The 17,272-nt window shown below is 51.4% G+C and carries 16 protein-coding genes; 8 read left to right on the forward strand and 8 right to left on the reverse strand.

Translation table 11 applies throughout. From position 1 onward, the window contains the following. Positions 1 to 10: 10 nt before the first annotated feature. The 7 genes from NV375_RS03515 to NV375_RS03545 are packed head-to-tail and all read right to left on the reverse strand — an operon-like array spanning position 11 to position 7,060. A complete protein-coding gene (locus NV375_RS03515; RefSeq protein ID WP_258806986.1) occupies positions 11 to 643 on the reverse strand; it encodes an alpha/beta family hydrolase in 633 nt (210 codons plus the stop codon). After that, complete coding sequence (locus NV375_RS03520) at positions 636 to 1,538, reverse strand: transcriptional regulator GcvA (protein ID WP_258807942.1); 903 nt, start codon at positions 1,536 to 1,538, stop codon at positions 636 to 638. Before NV375_RS03520 ends, NV375_RS03515 begins: the two co-directional genes overlap by 8 nt. 7 nt (positions 1,539 to 1,545) lie before the next feature. Then, the gene (locus NV375_RS03525; protein ID WP_258806987.1) at positions 1,546 to 2,310 is read right to left on the reverse strand and encodes an SDR family oxidoreductase; all 765 of its coding nucleotides are present in this window, start codon (positions 2,308 to 2,310) and stop codon (positions 1,546 to 1,548) included. A 9-nt stretch (positions 2,311 to 2,319) separates the two neighbouring features. Further along, complete coding sequence (gene mmsB, locus NV375_RS03530) at positions 2,320 to 3,216, reverse strand: 3-hydroxyisobutyrate dehydrogenase (protein WP_258806988.1); 897 nt, start codon at positions 3,214 to 3,216, stop codon at positions 2,320 to 2,322. A gap of 26 nt (positions 3,217 to 3,242) precedes the next feature. Continuing rightward, positions 3,243 to 4,364, reverse strand: a complete 1,122-nt coding sequence (locus NV375_RS03535) for an enoyl-CoA hydratase/isomerase family protein (RefSeq protein ID WP_258806989.1) — start codon at positions 4,362 to 4,364, stop codon at positions 3,243 to 3,245. A gap of 28 nt (positions 4,365 to 4,392) precedes the next feature. Then, entirely contained in the window at positions 4,393 to 5,550 is a 1,158-nt protein-coding gene (locus NV375_RS03540; protein WP_126770618.1) for an acyl-CoA dehydrogenase family protein, read from the reverse strand. A gap of 10 nt (positions 5,551 to 5,560) precedes the next feature. Next, a complete protein-coding gene (locus NV375_RS03545) occupies positions 5,561 to 7,060 on the reverse strand; it encodes a CoA-acylating methylmalonate-semialdehyde dehydrogenase (protein ID WP_258806990.1) in 1,500 nt (499 codons plus the stop codon). Positions 7,061 to 7,189: 129 nt separating this feature from the next. Between NV375_RS03545 and NV375_RS03550 the strand changes: the two genes are divergently transcribed. After that, positions 7,190 to 8,110: an AraC family transcriptional regulator gene (locus NV375_RS03550; RefSeq protein WP_258806991.1), complete on the forward strand. Its 921-nt coding sequence runs from the start codon at positions 7,190 to 7,192 to the stop codon at positions 8,108 to 8,110. A 12-nt stretch (positions 8,111 to 8,122) separates the two neighbouring features. Next, complete coding sequence (locus tag NV375_RS03555; protein ID WP_258806992.1) at positions 8,123 to 8,974, forward strand: EamA family transporter; 852 nt, start codon at positions 8,123 to 8,125, stop codon at positions 8,972 to 8,974. Here the strand turns inward: NV375_RS03555 and NV375_RS03560 are convergent. Then, positions 8,971 to 10,149, reverse strand: a complete 1,179-nt coding sequence (locus NV375_RS03560; protein ID WP_126770625.1) for an acetyl-CoA C-acyltransferase — start codon at positions 10,147 to 10,149, stop codon at positions 8,971 to 8,973. The two genes, NV375_RS03555 and NV375_RS03560, sit on opposite strands and share 4 nt — an antisense overlap. 232 nt (positions 10,150 to 10,381) lie before the next feature. On the opposite strand from NV375_RS03560, the gene NV375_RS03565 reads away from it, so the two are divergent. Genes NV375_RS03565 through NV375_RS03590 form a run of 6 tightly spaced genes read left to right on the forward strand, consistent with a single transcriptional unit; the run spans position 10,382 to position 17,258 of the window. Further along, positions 10,382 to 10,801, forward strand: coding sequence for a MerR family DNA-binding transcriptional regulator (locus NV375_RS03565; RefSeq protein WP_126770627.1), 420 nt, complete (start codon positions 10,382 to 10,384; stop codon positions 10,799 to 10,801). A 2-nt stretch (positions 10,802 to 10,803) separates the two neighbouring features. Further along, on the forward strand, positions 10,804 to 11,973 hold the full coding sequence (locus NV375_RS03570; protein WP_258806993.1) for an isovaleryl-CoA dehydrogenase: 1,170 nt from the start codon (positions 10,804 to 10,806) through the stop codon (positions 11,971 to 11,973). Positions 11,974 to 11,987: 14 nt separating this feature from the next. Then, entirely contained in the window at positions 11,988 to 13,595 is a 1,608-nt protein-coding gene (locus NV375_RS03575) for a carboxyl transferase domain-containing protein (protein WP_258806994.1), read from the forward strand. Positions 13,596 to 13,606: 11 nt separating this feature from the next. Beyond that, entirely contained in the window at positions 13,607 to 14,395 is a 789-nt protein-coding gene (locus NV375_RS03580; RefSeq protein ID WP_258806995.1) for an enoyl-CoA hydratase-related protein, read from the forward strand. Continuing rightward, on the forward strand, positions 14,392 to 16,359 hold the full coding sequence (locus NV375_RS03585) for an acetyl/propionyl/methylcrotonyl-CoA carboxylase subunit alpha (RefSeq protein ID WP_258806996.1): 1,968 nt from the start codon (positions 14,392 to 14,394) through the stop codon (positions 16,357 to 16,359). Before NV375_RS03580 ends, NV375_RS03585 begins: the two co-directional genes overlap by 4 nt. Continuing rightward, on the forward strand, positions 16,359 to 17,258 hold the full coding sequence (locus tag NV375_RS03590) for a hydroxymethylglutaryl-CoA lyase (RefSeq protein ID WP_258806997.1): 900 nt from the start codon (positions 16,359 to 16,361) through the stop codon (positions 17,256 to 17,258). The genes NV375_RS03585 and NV375_RS03590 overlap by 1 nt, the downstream gene beginning before the upstream one ends. The last annotated feature ends 14 nt before the right edge of the window (positions 17,259 to 17,272 follow it).

Genomic DNA, 17,272 nt, shown 5'->3' on the forward strand with positions numbered 1-17,272 from the left:
TGTTTAAGGTTCAGGCGTGTTGTGCAATAAAGTCACAAACGCGGTCAATCGCTGTTTGCCAAACTTCACGGCGCTCAACGCCGCTGCGCTTGGTGGGTTCGAAGCTGTGATCGCCATGGGCGAGCCACTGCACCGCAACATTCGCTGGTAAGCTGTATTCTGCCACTTCCGCTGGCTTGCCAAAACCATCGCGCTCGCCTTGTAAAATAAGGTTCTGAGTGCAGTGGTTCTGTAAATCGTCAAGACGTAACTTGTCGGGCTTTCCCAACGGATGGAACGGGTAACCTAGGCCAATGGCCCCCTTTGCCTCGACGCTATCTGCAATCCGAAAGGCAACGCGTGCCCCCATCGACTTGCCCATAACATACAGAGGCTTATCATCTTCAAATTGCGCAGCTACGGTCTGCATGCAGTGTTCAAGCTGAGGCATCGGATTCGGTGGGCGTCGTACGCCCGAATCCATAAACTTCTGCCAATAAGGGAAGTTGAAACGCACAATGTCAATATCGTGCAACGCCAAACCCAAGGCAAAATACTGCATGAAATCGCTTTGTAAGCCAGCGCCGGCGCCATGAGCAAACAACACTCGTATCTTGCCATCAGGATTATCACGATGTATAGCTACGCGTTGTGCATCACTCATAGGCATCCTCTTCCTCTTCAACCACTTTCAACAGCCAGTTGCGAAAGGTGGCGATTTTACCTATTTCTGACTGAGAGTCACGACAAACCAGATAAAAAGATTTCTCGCGCGGCAACACTTCGGGGAACAGTTGAATGAGATGCCCAGCATCAATTTCAGGCTTCACCAAAACATTATTCGCCAAAGCAATGCCTTGCCCATGCACAGCGGCTTTAAGTGCTAAGTTCGAATGGCTAAACACGGGACCATTGTCGCCTTTGTTTTTATCAATCCCCACCAGCTTGAACCAATCTTTCCATGCATTGCGCGTTTCGTCATGCAACAAGGTGTGATCGAGTAAATCCTTCGGTTCGCGCAATGGTTTGGTGCCGTTCAGCAGCAAGGGTGAGCACACTGGTAATAAATACTCGTTATGTAACTTGTAGGCTTTTAGCCCGGGCCACTTACCCGCACCATAGTAAATCGCAACATCAACATCGTCCGTTAATGAACCATCTACTTCATCCACCGCGCGGATACGTACGTCAATTTCTGGATAGGCTTCGCGGAAGCGACTTAGCCGTGGCACAAACCACAGGATAGCAAAACTCGGGGGCAGACTGATCGTCAGCGAGCCCCGCTCCGAGGCGCTTTTCAAGCGTTCGGTCGCTTGTACTAAATGATCAAAGATTTCTTTTAGTTCAAGAAAATAGGTCTGCCCTTCGGGGGTCAAGAGCAGTGAGCGGTTACGGCGGATAAAGAGCTTTACCCCCAAGAACTCCTCGAGCCCTTTCACTTGATGACTAACCGCAGCTTGCGTAACAAAAAGTTCGTCTGCAGCGCGGGTAAAACTCAGGTGCCGCGCTGCAGCTTCAAAAGCTTTTAGTGCATTTAATGGGGGTAATTTTCTCATTATCTTCCGGTTAGAGTCGGACGCCTCCGTCTATTTCTATCACACGACCACTGAAAAAGTCATTTTCAATGATGTAACGTGCACTATGCGCAATCTCGTCCGGCTGGCCCCAACGGCGCAGTGGCACCATGCTTAGCGCACGTTCGATAGCTTCAGGCTTCATCGCTGCAGTCATTGGCGTTTCGATAAAGCCCGGCGCAATCGCGCCACAACGGATACCGAAACGGCCCAACTCACGCGCCCAAGTCACAGTCATAGCGACCACGCCAGCTTTGGTCGCGGCATAGTTCGTTTGGCCAATATTACCGGCCCGAGCGACACTGGAAATATTAATGATGACGCCACCATTACCTGCTTTTGCCATATGCGCCGACGCTTCGCGCCCGCACAAAAAGCTCCCGGTGAGGTTAACGTCGAGCACTGATTGGAATTGCTGCAATGGCATCTTGTGCGTGATCTCGCCGTCTTTGCATTTAATTAGCATGCCGTCGCGCAAGATACCTGCGTTGTTGATGAGTACATTAATGGCACCGAAGTCGGCAACGATGCTATCAAAAACAGCTTCTACGGCCTCTTCATCAGTGACATTGGCCACATAGCCTTTGACTTGCTTAGCGCCCTTGTCTTGGCAAATCTGCTCGGCTTCACTCAAGGTTTCTTGATTCATGTCGATCAGTGCTAACGCTGCACCTGCAGCGGCAAAATGCTCAGCCATAGCGCGGCCTAGCCCTTGAGCGCCACCGGTAATCACAATCGTGCTTTTTGCTAATTCCATCGAATACTCCTACTTCTTCATTTGTGGCGTAACATACTTGAAAATGCTCGAAAAGTCTTCTCGACCATGACCAAGTTGCGCCCAACTACGATAAAGGTTCAGCGTCAGTGAGCCCATAGGCGTACTCGCACCACAACGCAGGGCGGCTTGTTGCGCTAAGCCTAAATCCTTCGCCATCAGGTCAACCAAAAAGCCACCTTGATAATCATTGCTTGATGGCACGCCGTCCATCACTCCAGGGCACGGGTTGTATACTTCAAGGGTCCAATTGCGACCTGAGCTTTGTAACATGATTTCTGACAATACTTTCGGATCAAGACCATGCGCAATACCGAGTTGCAATGCTTCAGAAGTTCCCGCCATTAATACCGACAACAGCATGTTGTTGCAGATCTTAGCGACTTGTCCGGCACCGGCATCGCCCGCACGAAAGACATTCTTGCCCATGCCGTTGAGGACATTGCGCGCTTCGTCCACGGCACTCTCGTCGCCGCCGCAAATAAAGGTCAAGGTACCTGCTTTCGCACCACCGACACCGCCTGAGACTGGCGCATCAATAAAACGAATACCATGGGCCGCAAGCTCAGTACTTAATTTACGAGCTGTTTCAGCACTGATGGTGCTGCAATCAATCACTAACGTCCCTTGACTCAACTTATGCTGCAGGCCCTGCTCGCCCAAATACACGGCTTCGACATGATGGTCAGCAGGCAGCATCGAGATCACGAAATCCGCACCCTCGGCCACGTCTACTAACTGCTGAGCTACGCCGCAACCTGCTTCGCGCGCTTGCGCTAAAGCTGCGTCTGATAAATCGAAAACCGTTACCTGATGACCGGCTTTAACAAGGTTGGCAGCCATCGGGCCGCCCATGTTGCCAAGTCCAATAAATCCAACTTTTGCCATTGTTCTTCCCCTTTTCTCTGCTCGAGTTAGCGACCTAGGTCCGCCAAAGGATGTTCTTCTTGCGCCCACGGCGAAGTGAAAAATGCATCAACCTCTTCAGCATCGACTACACCGACGTTGGCATGTTGCCACTTGGGTTGTTTATCTTTATCAATCAATAGCGCGCGAATACCCTCGGCAAAATCACCACGCGTGGCACACTTCACCGACAGTGTCAGTTCTAAGCGGAAACAATCTGCTAACTGTAGATCTTTACCAAGGTGCAGTTGGTTCCAGACGATGTGGGCCGTCATCGGACAACCTTGCGCTAAGGTTTTCGCTGCCCGGCTGAGCCACTTATCGTCGCTCTCAACCGCAGTGATAGCGGCAACCACTGATTCAATGTCAGCACCACCCGTCAACTCTTTGATCAAAGCGTGGTGCTGCTCTACTTGCCCTGCTGGGCGCAGTTTACTGTCATGTTCACCCACTTGACTCAAGACGTCGGTGACTTTTTGCTGGTTCAAGCTCTGCGTTTCACCCCACTGCACCGCTGCCAACGCTTCTAATACCTGCTCTTTATGTTCGCGAGCAACAAAATGATCGGCCAACTTCAAAAACAAAGCATCCGTGGCGTTCATATGTGCGCCGGTCAGACCTAAGAACAAACCACAGCCTTCTGGCATGCTATTCAAAAAGTGCGTAGCTCCGACATCAGGGTACAAGCCGATGGTAATTTCCGGCATGGCCAACAATGAGGTTTCGGTCACCACACGATGACTGGCACCATTCATGAGGCCCATGCCACCACCCATGACAATGCCATCGCCCCAAACAATAAACGGCTTTGGAAAGCTATGAATGGTGTAATCGAGGCGATACTCTTGGCCAAAAAAATCAGCCACTTCATCGACTAACTCACCGGGTTGCTCTTTCATCGCTTTGTACATGGCAACAATGTCGCCACCCGCACAAAAGGCCTTTTCGCCGGCACCTTCAAGCCAAACACAAGCAATGTCATCGTCGCCAGCCCAAGCATCCAACTGCGGTTGCAGCAGTTGGATCATGTCGAGACTAAGGGCGTTCAGTGACTTCTCTGAATTTAAGCGGGCAATACCAATACGTTTGCCGCTCTCGGTTGCGCGTTCTTCAAATTGCACTACGCTCATGCAAACTCCCTAGCTACTGAAGCAATGCTTACAGAATGGCACGGTCGATGTCAGCCAACAGGCGACGACCAATGATAACCCGCATGATTTCGTTGGTACCTTCCAAAATCTGGTGTACGCGGACGTCACGCACATGGCGCTCAAGTGGGTATTCTTTGATGTAACCGTAACCACCATGGATCTGCAGTGCTTCGTTACACACTTGGAAGCCCACATCAGTGGCAAAACGCTTCGCCATCGCACAGTAGGTGGTCTTGTCAGCGTCGTTGTTATCGACTTTAAAGGCCGCTAAGCGCACCATTTGACGAGCTGCCACGAGTTCAGTGGCCATATCTGCAAGCTTAAACTGTAAGGCTTGGAACTGGCCGATTTCCTTGCCGAACTGCGTACGTTCCAACATGTAGTTGCGCGCAGTTTCGAGTGCTGCTTGCGCCGTACCTACCGAACATACAGCGATGTTAATCCGGCCGCCATCAAGGCCCATCATGGCAAATTTAAAGCCTTCACCTTCGGCGCCAAGTAAATTCGCCGCTGGAATGCGTACGTCTTCAAAGGTCACCAAGCGCGTTGGTTGCGCATTCCAGCCCATCTTATCTTCTTTTTTGCCGTAGCTAATACCCGCTGCGTCGGCAGGTACCACAAAGGCGGAAATACCTTTAGGACCAGCTTCGCCGGTACGTGCCATAACCACTAATACGTCAGTACTACCGGCACCTGAGATAAACATTTTCGAGCCGTTGATAACGTACTCATCGCCTTCTTTCTTCGCGGTCGTACGCAAGCTGGCTGCATCAGAACCTGAACCTGGCTCAGTCAGACAGTAGGAACCGAGCTTTTCGCCGGTCACCAATTCTGGTACCCACTGCTCAATCACTTCTGGCTGCGCGAAAGAGCCGATCATCCAACTCACCATGTTATGAATGGTCATCATCGCAGTGGTTGCGGTGCAACCCATCGCTAGCTGTTCAAAAATCAGCGCTGCGTCGAGGCGACTCATGCCAAAACCACCCGCCTCTTCTGGGGTGTACATGCCCATAAAGCCCATCTCACCGGCTTTCTTAAAGACTTCGATAGGAAAGTGCGACGTTTCATCCCACTCTGCCGCATAGGGTGCGAGTTCTTTTTCGGCAAAAGCCTTCGCCGTATCGACAAAGGCCTGCTGGTCATCAGTTAAATTAAAATCCATGCCTCACCTCTTACTTCAAGTGAATGGTCATATTAGGGCCGCTGGCATCGGCGATATCGCTCTCGAACCAACGTGCAGTAATGGTTTTGGTTTCACTGTAGAAACGCACTGCTTGCTTACCGTAGGCGTGCAAATCACCAAAGAACGAGCCTTTCCAACCGGTGAACGAGAAGAACGGCAGTGGTACCGGAATTGGAATATTGATCCCCACCTGACCCACTTCAACTTCGTGCTGGTATTTACGTCCCGCAGCGCCGCTAGCGGTGAAGATAGAGGTACCGTTACCGTATGGGTTTGCATTAACCAACGCAATGGCTTCTTCAAGCGTTTCGGTGCTGGTCGCACACAGAACTGGGCCAAAGATTTCGTTCTTGTAGATTTCCATGTCCGTTGTCACATCACTGAACATGGTTGGGCCAACCCAGTTGCCGTTCGGGAAGCCTTCAACTTGGCAGTCACGACCGTCAACCAGCAAGCTGGCGCCTTCAGCTTGGCCTTGCTTAATAAAGTTCTCGACGCGCTGCTTCGCTTGCGGGCTGATTAACGGGCCATAGGCCGCGTCTTTATCATTCCATGCGCCAGGACGCACTTTCTTCAACTCTGCAGCAATCTCTGGGATCCATTCTTTCGCGGCACCAACAAATACCGCCACTGAAATCGCCATACAACGCTGACCGGCAGCACCTACTGAGGCACCAACCAAGTTGCTGATCACTTGACTCTTCTTGGCATCAGGCATGATTACGCAGTGGTTCTTCGCGCCAGCGAAAGCTTGCACGCGCTTCATGTTCTCGGTACCACGGCGATAAATGTATTGGCCTACTGGCACTGAACCAACAAACGAAATCGCGCGAACCGCTGGTTCATCAAGAATAAAGTCCACTTGGTCTTTAGCACCATGAATCACTTGCAACACGCCCTTCGGCGCGCCAGCTTGCTCAAACAATTCAACTAAGCGTGTTGGCGTTAGTGGATCTTGCTCAGACGGCTTCAGGATAAAGGTGTTACCACAGGCAATCGCCAGCGGGAACATCCATAGCGGAATCATGGCAGGGAAGTTAAACGGGGTAATACCGGCGCACACACCCAACGGCTGCGTGTAGCTGTAGGTATCGATACCGCGGGCTACGTTTTCAACGGTTTCGCCCATTACCAGCGATGGAATGTTCGCCGCATGCTCAACCACTTCAATACCGCGCCAAACATCGCCTTTCGCATCGTCAAAAGTCTTACCGGTTTCGCTGGCAAGGATTTCGGCGATTTCATCATGGTGCTCTTTTAGTAACGCTTGATAGCGCATCATCACCCGTGCGCGCTCAGAAACTGGCGTTTCTTTCCAAGTTAAGAATGCCTTTTTCGCACTGGCTACCGCTGCTTCCATTTCTTCTTGCGTTGCGCAAGGCGCTTTAGCAATAACTTCTTGAGTTGCTGGATTGGTAACATCAATCCATTTGTCAGTTTTCGATTGCACGAATTCGCCATCGATATAAAGGGGGACCTGTTGCGTCATGGAAATAACCTCATGTTCTGTTTTTAATGACCCGTATTTAAGCATTGAACGGGTCGCTTTAACATTGACGATTTTGCCCCTATAATGGACAAAATTGTTATTTTAAACCTTTTCTTGGATTGCAAGCCTATGAGCCAACCTTCGGCCTGGCCGTTACCTGCTGGTAGTTCTCGTGTGGTGATGCCGCTAGAACTCATCGAGCACTTAGCTGGGCACCCGCTGACCCGCCATCTTTTTCCCCTTGCTTATGGTCATTACATTGCTGCCAAAGGCCATCATGTAGAGCGCGACCAGCACACCGATTACTTACTCATTTTTTGCCATCAAGGGCGCGGCCATTATCGTATTACCACCCCGCACGGCCATGTTGCGGGCGAACTTTCAGCAGGTCAGCTGTTATTGTTGCCAGCTGGTTTTCCGCATCGTTATCAAGCCAATAGCGATGATCCTTGGAGTATTTACTGGGCTCACTACAGTGGAAGCTCCGCAGCTAAAAGCATGGACTTCCTTGGTCTTTCTTCGACCACTAAGCCGGCCAAGTTTGTACTCACCTTAAGCGCTTGGCAAAACCTGCTTCCCATCGTCACCACGCTGCTCAATTTACAGCACCAACGCTGGCAACGACATAATGCCGTCATCGCTGCCACCTTGCTGCAACAGCTGTTGGCGCAACTACCGCAGTTAGCCGAGCAAGCCCAGCAGCATCATAGTTTTGACCTGCTTGCGCTCGAACGGTTCATGCAAGACAATAGCCATCGCGATTTAGATCTCGAAGATCTTGCCGCTGTTGCTGGCTTGTCGCGCTATCATTTCGCAAAAAAATTCAAAACCGTCACAGGTACGTCGCCGATGCGCTACTTCAATGAGCTCAAAATTAAACTCGCCTGTCGGCAGCTTGATACCAGTACCGCTACCGTGCGTGCGATAGCGCAAAGCCTTGGCTTCGATGACCCGTATTACTTTTCGCGACTGTTTAAAAAGGTCATGGGCGTTGCCCCAAGCGACTATCGCGATAGCCACCAACCGCAAACCTCGTCACCGCAACAATAGGAGCAACTTTCCATGTGGATCCTTTGGGCCGTCACTTTACTTTGGGCCGCCAGTTTTTCACTCATCGGCGAGTTTTTAGCTGGTCGCGTTGATGGCTATATCGCTGTATTTATCCGCATGGCCTTAGCCCTGCTGCTATTTTTACCGCTTTGGCGACCACGCCGTTTACCGCTCACGAAACAACTTGCTCTTGCTGGTATAGGTGCCATTCAAATTGGCGTAATGTATTTATTGCTCTACCATGCGTTTTTGTATTTGAGTGTCGCCGAAGTTCTACTCTTCACCATTTTCACACCGCTGTATGTCACGCTCATTGACGATGTTATTTTCCAACGTAAACATTTACCCTTACGTTGGTGGCTCGCTGCCGGATTAGCCGTACTTGGTGCCGCAGTCATTCGCTTTAACACCTTAAGTGATAGTTACCTTTACGGTTTTCTACTGATCCAAGGCGCCAACCTTTGTTTTGCCGCTGGTCAAGTTTTCTACAAGCGCTTACCACTGGGTAACGCACGCAATCAGGTGCATGTCTTCGCCTTATTTTTCATCGGCGCGACCCTCGTCACCGGTCTTGCCATGCTCGCCTTTGCCAATATCGAGATGCAGCCCACAAACGTTTTACAATGGGGCATCTTATTGTGGTTAGGGCTCGCTGCGTCGGGTCTTGGTTACTTGGCTTGGAACCTAGGGGCTAAGCGTGTTAACACGGCCCAGCTGGCGACCATGAACAACATGCTGATCCCCGCTGGCCTGTTGGTGAACTTCGTTTTTTGGGGGCAAGATGTCGATTGGCTGCGCCTCGCACTCGGAGCTGCGATTTTGGCCAGCTCCGTTTACCTTGCCTCCCGCAAACCTGTGGCTTAAAGCATTTCGACCGCAACGGCCACCGCTTCACCGCCGCCAATACACAGCGACGTGACACCACGCTGTTTGCCCTGACGCTTCAGGGCATGCAGCAAGGTGACCAACAAACGCGCGCCACTGGCGCCAATCGGGTGACCTAAAGCGCAAGCCCCGCCGTGCACATTCACTTTGCCATGATCAAGCTGCATTTCTTGAATCGCGAGCATGGTCACCATGGCAAACGCTTCGTTGATCTCCCACAGATCCACGTCGTCTTTCTGCCAGCCGACACGTTCCAATAACTTCGTCATTGCGCCAATCGGCGCTACGGTAAACTCAGCGGGCGCTTGCGAGTGCGTTGCATGCCCTACCACGCGCGCTAAAGGCTGCAAACCACGGGCTTGCGCATCACTTTCCCGCATCAACACCAATGCCGCAGCACCATCCGAAATCGAACTCGAGTTCGCAGCAGTAATCGTGCCGTCTTTAGCAAAGGCAGGACGTAAGCCTGGAATCTTCTCCGGCATCGCCTTACCCGGTTGTTCGTCAATGCTCACCGTCACGTCGCCCTTACGCGTGCTATAGGTCACATCAACAATCTCGTTAGCAAACGCACCATCTTTGATAGCGGTTTGCGCACGATTTAACGATTCAATTGCAAACGCATCCATCGCTTCACGATCCAATTTGTAATCGTCAGCCGTACCTTGTGCGTAACACCCCATTGCTTTGCCTTCGTAGGCATCTTCCAAGCCATCCAGCATCATGTGATCGTAAATCGCATCATGCCCCATACGGAATCCAGCCCGCGCCTTTTTCAGCAAGTACGGTGCATTCGACATGCTTTCCATTCCACCAGCAACAACAACGTCGGCAGAACCCACATGCAGTAAATCATGAGCAAACATCACCGCCTTCAAACCTGAGCCACAAACCTTATTAATGGTCGTCGCACCGGCACTCTGTGGTAACTCCGCATACAAGCTCGCTTGCCGCGCTGGCGCTTGGCCCAGTCCCGCGGGTAACACGTTGCCCATAATGACTTCGTTCACATCACTCGCTTGCAGACCGCTCTCAGCAACGGCTGCTTTAATCGCTGCGGCACCAAGGTGCGGCGCATCAACCGCGCTCAAGCTACCTTGGAAACCACCCATTGGCGTGCGTTTCGCAGCCACAATCACCACAGAATCAGACATAAATACCTCTCATGAAAACCGTTCTTCGTTGTTCGTGCGTTCGGCTTCGCCTCACTGTTCGTCCGCTCACTTCGTTCGCTATTCGGGATTCCTCGAACAGTGCGAAGCACGGACAAACAGCGAAGCGGACGAAAAGCAAAGCGCTCGAATAACGCTGTTTTGGTTTTAACCTTTACGTTAACGTCAACTTGATTTAAGCTTAACGCTCTACCACTACCGAATGCAAGCAAAAATGAACGATACCACCACCTACAGCATCGGCGAATTGGCACGGGAATTTGACATTACCACCCGCAGTATTCGCTTTTACGAAGATCAGGGCCTGTTGACACCAAGTCGGCAGGGACAAACACGCCTTTATACCAACAAAGACCGTGTGCGCTTAAAACTCATCTTACGTGGCAAACGCCTCGGCTTTTCACTCGCCGAAACGAAGCGTTTGTTTGATCTGTATGACATGGAAAACAGTAGTGCGCGTCAGTTACAAACGATTTTTGAGTTGATCGATGAGAAGCGTGCGTCGCTGCATCAACAACTTGAAGACATTAAAGTTATTTTAGTGGAATTGGGTAATTTAGAAGAGCGTTGCCGCGACGAGTTAAACGAATTGCAAGACGCCAATGCCCAACCAGCCAAAGTTAGCCAGGAGTAGTTATGATTAGCCAATTCAGTAGTTTAAATTTTGGGCTCGGCGAAACCGCCGACATGATCCGTGAAACGGTAAATGCATTCGCACGTGACGAAATCGCTCCGCGGGCAGCAGAAATTGATGAAAGCAACGAATTTCCGGCTGATTTGTGGCGCAAATTTGGCGATCTTGGCCTACTTGGCATGACCGTACCAGAAGAATACGGTGGTTCTGGCCTTGGCTATCTTGAACACGTTATCGCGATGGAAGAAATCAGCCGCGCATCGGCCTCAGTCGGTTTGAGCTACGGCGCGCATTCGAATCTTTGCGTCAACCAAATTGCCCGGAATGGTAACGAAGAGCAAAAGCAAAAATATCTACCGAAACTCTGTACCGGTGAACATGTCGGCGCCCTTGCCATGAGTGAGCCAAACGCCGGTTCAGATGTGGTGAGCATGAAGCTTCGTGCTGAACTTAAAGGCGACCACTATGTACTTAACGGCAACAAGATGTGGATTACGAATGGTCCTGATGCCGATGTCCTCGTGGTTTATGCGAAAACGAGCCCTGATAAGAATTCGCGCGGCATTACCGCATTTATTATCGAAAAAGACTTCCCTGGTTTCCGCACCGCACAGAAGCTCGATAAGCTGGGCATGCGCGGTTCCAACACCTGCGAGCTTGTATTTGAAGACTGTAAAGTACCAGCTGAGAACATTCTCGGCGAGCTTGACGGCGGTGTAGAAGTGTTAATGAGTGGCCTTGATTATGAGCGCGCCGTCCTTGCCGCAGGCCCAATTGGTATTATGCAAGCCTGTTTAGACGTCGTCGTACCTTACATTCACGATCGCAAACAATTCGGTCAAAGCATTGGGCAATTTCAATTGATCCAAGGTAAAGTCGCCGACATGTATACCCGTACCAATGCGGCGCGTGCCTATGTCTATGCGGTAGCGCAAAGCTGTGATCGCGGCGAAACCACTCGCAAAGATGCCGCTGGTGCGATTCTGTACGCAGCAGAACTTGCCACACAATTAGCGTTGGATGCGATTCAGTTGCTTGGCGGCAATGGTTATATCAATGAGTACCCTACCGGCCGTTTGTTGCGTGACGCTAAACTCTACGAAATTGGTGCTGGTACGTCAGAAATTCGCCGTATGCTGATTGGTCGTGAACTTTTTAGCGAATCCGCTTAAGCAGGAGCTCTATTGTGACGGTATTAACCAGTTCGATTAATCCGAAAGACGAAACGTTCTTGGCGAATGTCAAAGCCATGCAAGAAGTGGTCGATGACCTGTATCAAAAGGTCGACGTGATCAAGCAAGGAGGCGGGCCAAAATACCAAGAGCGCCATTTAGCGCGGGGTAAATTACTTGCGCGTCAACGTATTGAGAAACTGCTCGACAGTGGCTCGCCTTTCCTTGAAGTTGGCCAATTTGCCGCTTGGGAATGTTATGACGATACCGTACCGGCCGCCGGTGTCGTCGCCGGTATCGGTACCGTAGAAGGCGTGCAATGCATGATCGTAGCCAATGATGCCACGGTTAAAGGTGGCACCTACTACCCGCTCACCGTCAAGAAACATTTACGTGCGCAAGAAATTGCTGAACGCTGCCACCTACCGTGCATTTATTTGGTGGACTCAGGCGGTGCATTCTTGCCACGCCAAGACGAAGTATTCCCCGATCGCGACCATTTTGGCCGGATTTTCTTTAATCAAGCCAACATGTCAGCAAAAGGTATTCCTCAAATCGCTGTGGTTATGGGGCTCTGCACCGCTGGTGGTGCCTATGTACCAGCCATGGCAGACGAAAGCATTATCGTCAAAGAACAAGGCACGATTTTCTTAGCTGGCCCGCCACTCGTAAAGGCGGCGACCGGTGAAGAAGTCAGCGCTGAAGAGTTAGGTGGCGCCGACGTACATACGCGGGTGTCCGGCGTTGCTGATCACTATGCCATGAATGACGAACATGCCCTCGCCTTGGCGCGCCGCTCGGTGGCACGTTTGAACTATCAACCAGCACAGCCATTAACGCCGAGTGAAGTCAAACCACCGCGTTACGCTGCTGAAGAGTTGTACGGCATTGTCGGCACCGACTTACGCAAGCCTTACGACGTGCATGAAGTCATCGCGCGCATTGTTGATGACTCTGACTTTGATGAATTTAAACAGAATTACGGTAATACCTTGGTCACCGGATTCGCCCGCATTCACGGCTATCCGGTTGGTATTGTTGCCAACAACGGTATTTTATTCTCCGAGTCAGCACAAAAAGGCGCTCACTTTATTGAGCTCTGCGCGCAGCGCAACATTCCACTGGTCTTTTTACAAAACATCACCGGCTTTATGGTCGGTAAAAAATACGAAGCCGAAGGCATCGCTAAACATGGTGCCAAAATGGTGACAGCAGTGAGTTGCGCGCAAGTACCGAAATTTACCGTACTGATTGGCGGTAGCTACGGCGCTGGTAACTACGGCATGTGCGGTCGTGCTTACGACCCGACGCTTATGTTCATGTGGCCGAATGCACGTATTTCCGTGATGGGCGGCGAACAAGCAGCCGGTGTAATGGCGCAAGTTACCAAAGACAATATGGCTCGCAAAGGTGAAAAAATGTCTGCCGCGGCAGAGAAAAAACTTAAACAGCCGATTATCGAGCAATATGAACAGCAGGGACACCCCTATTACGCCTCCGCCCGCTTGTGGGACGATGGCATCATCGACCCTGCACAAACACGCACCGTGCTCGGCTTAAGCCTTGCTGCCGCTAACAATGCACCGATCGCCGAAACCAAATTCGGCGTGTTCCGCATGTAATAGGAGGCTGCATGAATTATCAGTACATAACGCTCAAAACTAACGATGGCGTTGCAACGCTGACGTTAAATCGCCCAGAGGTCCACAACGCCTTTGACGATGTTATGATCGGCGAGCTTATCGATGCGCTCACGCAGGTCGAGCAAGACAAAGCAGCTCGCGTGCTCGTGTTACGTTCCAATGGCCGCAATTTTTCTGCTGGGGCAGACCTTGGCTGGATGCGTTCCATGGCGGACAAGAACTACGACGAGAACATTGCTGACGCCAGTGAATTAGCGCGACTCATGGCGACTCTGGACGAACTTAGTAAACCCACTATTGCTTTGGTTCAAGGTGCCGCTTTTGGTGGCGCTGTTGGCCTTGCCGCATGCAGCGACATCGTACTTGCCGAAGAGCGCAGTAGCTTTTGCTTAAGTGAAGTGAAAATTGGCCTCATCCCTGCGGTGATCAGCCCTTACGTTATGCGTGCCATCGGTACCCGACAGTCGCGCCGCTATATGCTCACGGCGGAACGATTTAGTGCGGCCCAAGCGCAACAAATGGGCTTGGTGCACGACATTGTCGACGACTTTGACAGTGCCCTCGCTAACCTGCTTGCGACATTCCTGGCGAATAGTCCTGCAGCAGTTAGCGCCTGTAAGCGACTCATTGCTGACATCGACCAACAACCCATTGCCGCAGAAAGTCAGCGCCTCACCATTGAGCGCATTGCTGAGATCCGTGTCTCAGCCGAAGGTCAAGAAGGCTTAACCGCTTTTTTAGAAAAACGCAGCCCGAACTGGAAAAAGGATCCGCAATGATCAACAAATTGCTAATTGCTAACCGCGGCGAAATCGCCTGCCGCATCATGCGCACGGCGCAAGCGATGGGCATCAGTACCGTTGCTGTCTACTCGGCTGCGGATCGCCACGCACAACATGTGCAAATGGCCGACGAAAGCATTTTTATTGGCCCTGCACCGAGTGCCGAAAGTTACTTGGTGATCGATAAAATCATTGCTGCGGCCAAACAAACTGGCGCCGATGCAATTCACCCTGGCTACGGCTTTTTATCTGAGAACGAAGCCTTTGCGGATGCTTGTGCTGATAACAACATCATCTTCGTTGGCCCGCCAACCAGTGCGATCGCGGCCATGGGCTCGAAAAGCGCTGCCAAGTCGATCATGAGTGAAGCTGAAGTACCTTTAGTGCCGGGGTACCACGGCAACGAACAAGGTGTTAAGAAACTCAAGTCTGAAGCTGACGTTATCGGTTACCCGGTGCTACTTAAAGCAGCCTACGGTGGCGGTGGTAAAGGCATGCGCGTGGTTGAAAGCGCCAAAGACTTCGATGAAGCTTTGCAGTCTGCCAAACGTGAGGCAAAAGCCTCGTTTGGTAACGATAAGATGCTGGTGGAAAAGTTTATCACGCGCCCACGCCACGTCGAAATTCAGGTATTTTGCGACCAACATGGCAATGCAGTGTACCTCGCCGAGCGCGATTGTTCAGTGCAGCGTCGCCACCAGAAAGTCATTGAAGAAGCCCCTGCCCCGGCCCTTAGTGAACGTACGCGCAAGGCCATGGGTGAAGCTGCCGTGCGCGCGGCACAAGCCATCGACTATGTAGGTGCCGGTACCGTTGAGTTCTTACTCGACACGGATAACAGCTTCTACTTCATGGAAATGAATACCCGTTTGCAGGTTGAACATCCAGTGACCGAAATGGTCACTGGACAAGATCTTGTAGAATGGCAATTGCGCGTCGCCAGCGGTGAAACATTACCACTTGCACAAGATCAAATCATGTTGCATGGCCACGCCTTTGAGGCGCGGATTTATGCCGAAGATCCGGCCAACGACTTTTTACCAAGCACCGGTACCTTGCATCATTTGCGTACGCCACAAACCTCAGCACATGTGCGGATTGATAGCGGTGTCGTCGAAGGCGACGAAGTGAGCGCGTTTTATGATCCAATGATCGCCAAACTCGTGGTGTGGGGTGAAGATCGCACCATTGCGCTGCGCCGCTTACTGCAAGCTTTGGATGACTATCGGATTGCCGGCGTGCGCACCAATATTGATTTCTTGCGCGCTATCGCGCGGCATAAGGACTTTCAACGTGCTGAACTTACTACGCGCTTCATTGAAAAGCATCACGATGCGTTGTTCCAAGCGCCTACCGCGGCAACCATTGAAGACTACGCGGTGCTCGCTACCTTAGCCGAGAACCTGATTGAACAAAGTTCTGCAAATGATGTGTGGCGTCATGCCCGTAACTTCCGTTTGAATCAACCTGAGCAATTTAGCTTGCAACTGCAACACAATGAGCAGGATTACAATGTGAGCCTCACGGCAACCGCAACCGGTTGGCGGAGCAACTACAATGACAGTAGTTGGCAGGGTGAACTTTACGGCGACCAGCTCAAGGTTAGCAAAGACGGACATCGCTTTAACGTCTACGTGATGCATACTGAACACGATATTACCGTCTTTTCGAGCGCCTTAAGTGTACGCTTTGCTCGGCATTTAGTCGCCGACACCTTAGCGCAAGACACGGCCGCTGGTTCAATGAATGCACCCATGAACGGTACCATCGTTGAAGTGCTAGTGAAGCAAGGCGATAACGTTGAAGCTGATCAGGCGGTCGTGATCATGGAAGCAATGAAAATGGAATACACCATTCGTGCCAGTCACGCCGGTACCGTTGAGCAAGTATTTTACGCCGCAGGTGACCTTGTTAGCGATGGCGCTGAGTTAGTCAGCATCAAAGCAGAAGAGGCAGAATAATGTCGGAACGCATTAAAATTGTTGAAGTTGGCCCACGTGATGGCCTGCAGAATGAGCAGGCTGTTACGACCGCAGCCAAAATTCAACTGGTAAACGATCTCGCGCGTGCCGGTGTCGATTACATCGAAACAGGCTCTTTTGTGAGTCCCAAATGGGTGCCGCAAATGGCTGACAGCGGCGACGTCTTTGCCGGGATCACACGTCAATCTGGCGTTACCTACGCAGCGTTGACGCCAAATCTGAAAGGCTTCGAGGCGGCGATGGCGGCGCGCGCTGACGAAGTTGCTATCTTTGGTGCGGCCTCAGAGGGCTTCAGTCAGAAAAACATCAACTGCAGCATTGCTGAAAGTCTCGAGCGCTTTACTCCGGTATTAGCTGCTGCGGCCGACAATGGTATAAAAGTCCGCGGTTACGTGAGTTGCGTGTTAGGTTGCCCCTATGACGGCGACATCGCACCCGATCAAGTTGCATGGGTAGCAGAAAAGCTTTATCAAATGGGCTGCTACGAGGTCTCATTAGGCGATACGATTGGCGTTGGCACGCCATTAAAAGCTCAACGTATGCTCGAAGCCGTCGCCGCCAAAGTACCGATGGAACAGCTTGCCCTGCACTTTCACAATACCTACGGGCAAGCGCTGGCTAATATTGCCAGCTGTTTGCCACTTGGCGTTCGCACCATCGATAGTGCTGTTGCCGGACTCGGTGGCTGCCCTTATGCCAAAGGAGCCAGTGGCAATGTTGCTAGCGAAGATGTCGTTTACATGCTTCATGGCATGGGCTACGACACCGGTATCGATTTAGCCCAACTGATCACTGCTGGGCAGCGTATCTGCAGTACGTTGGGTCAACAACCACGTTCAAACGTTGCGTTAGCCGAAATCGCCAAACACTCACATTAAATCTACGGGGGCCA

Source organism: Pseudidiomarina sp. CB1, from assembly GCF_024752025.1.
In the GTDB taxonomy this organism is placed as follows: Bacteria; Pseudomonadota; Gammaproteobacteria; order Enterobacterales; family Alteromonadaceae; genus Pseudidiomarina.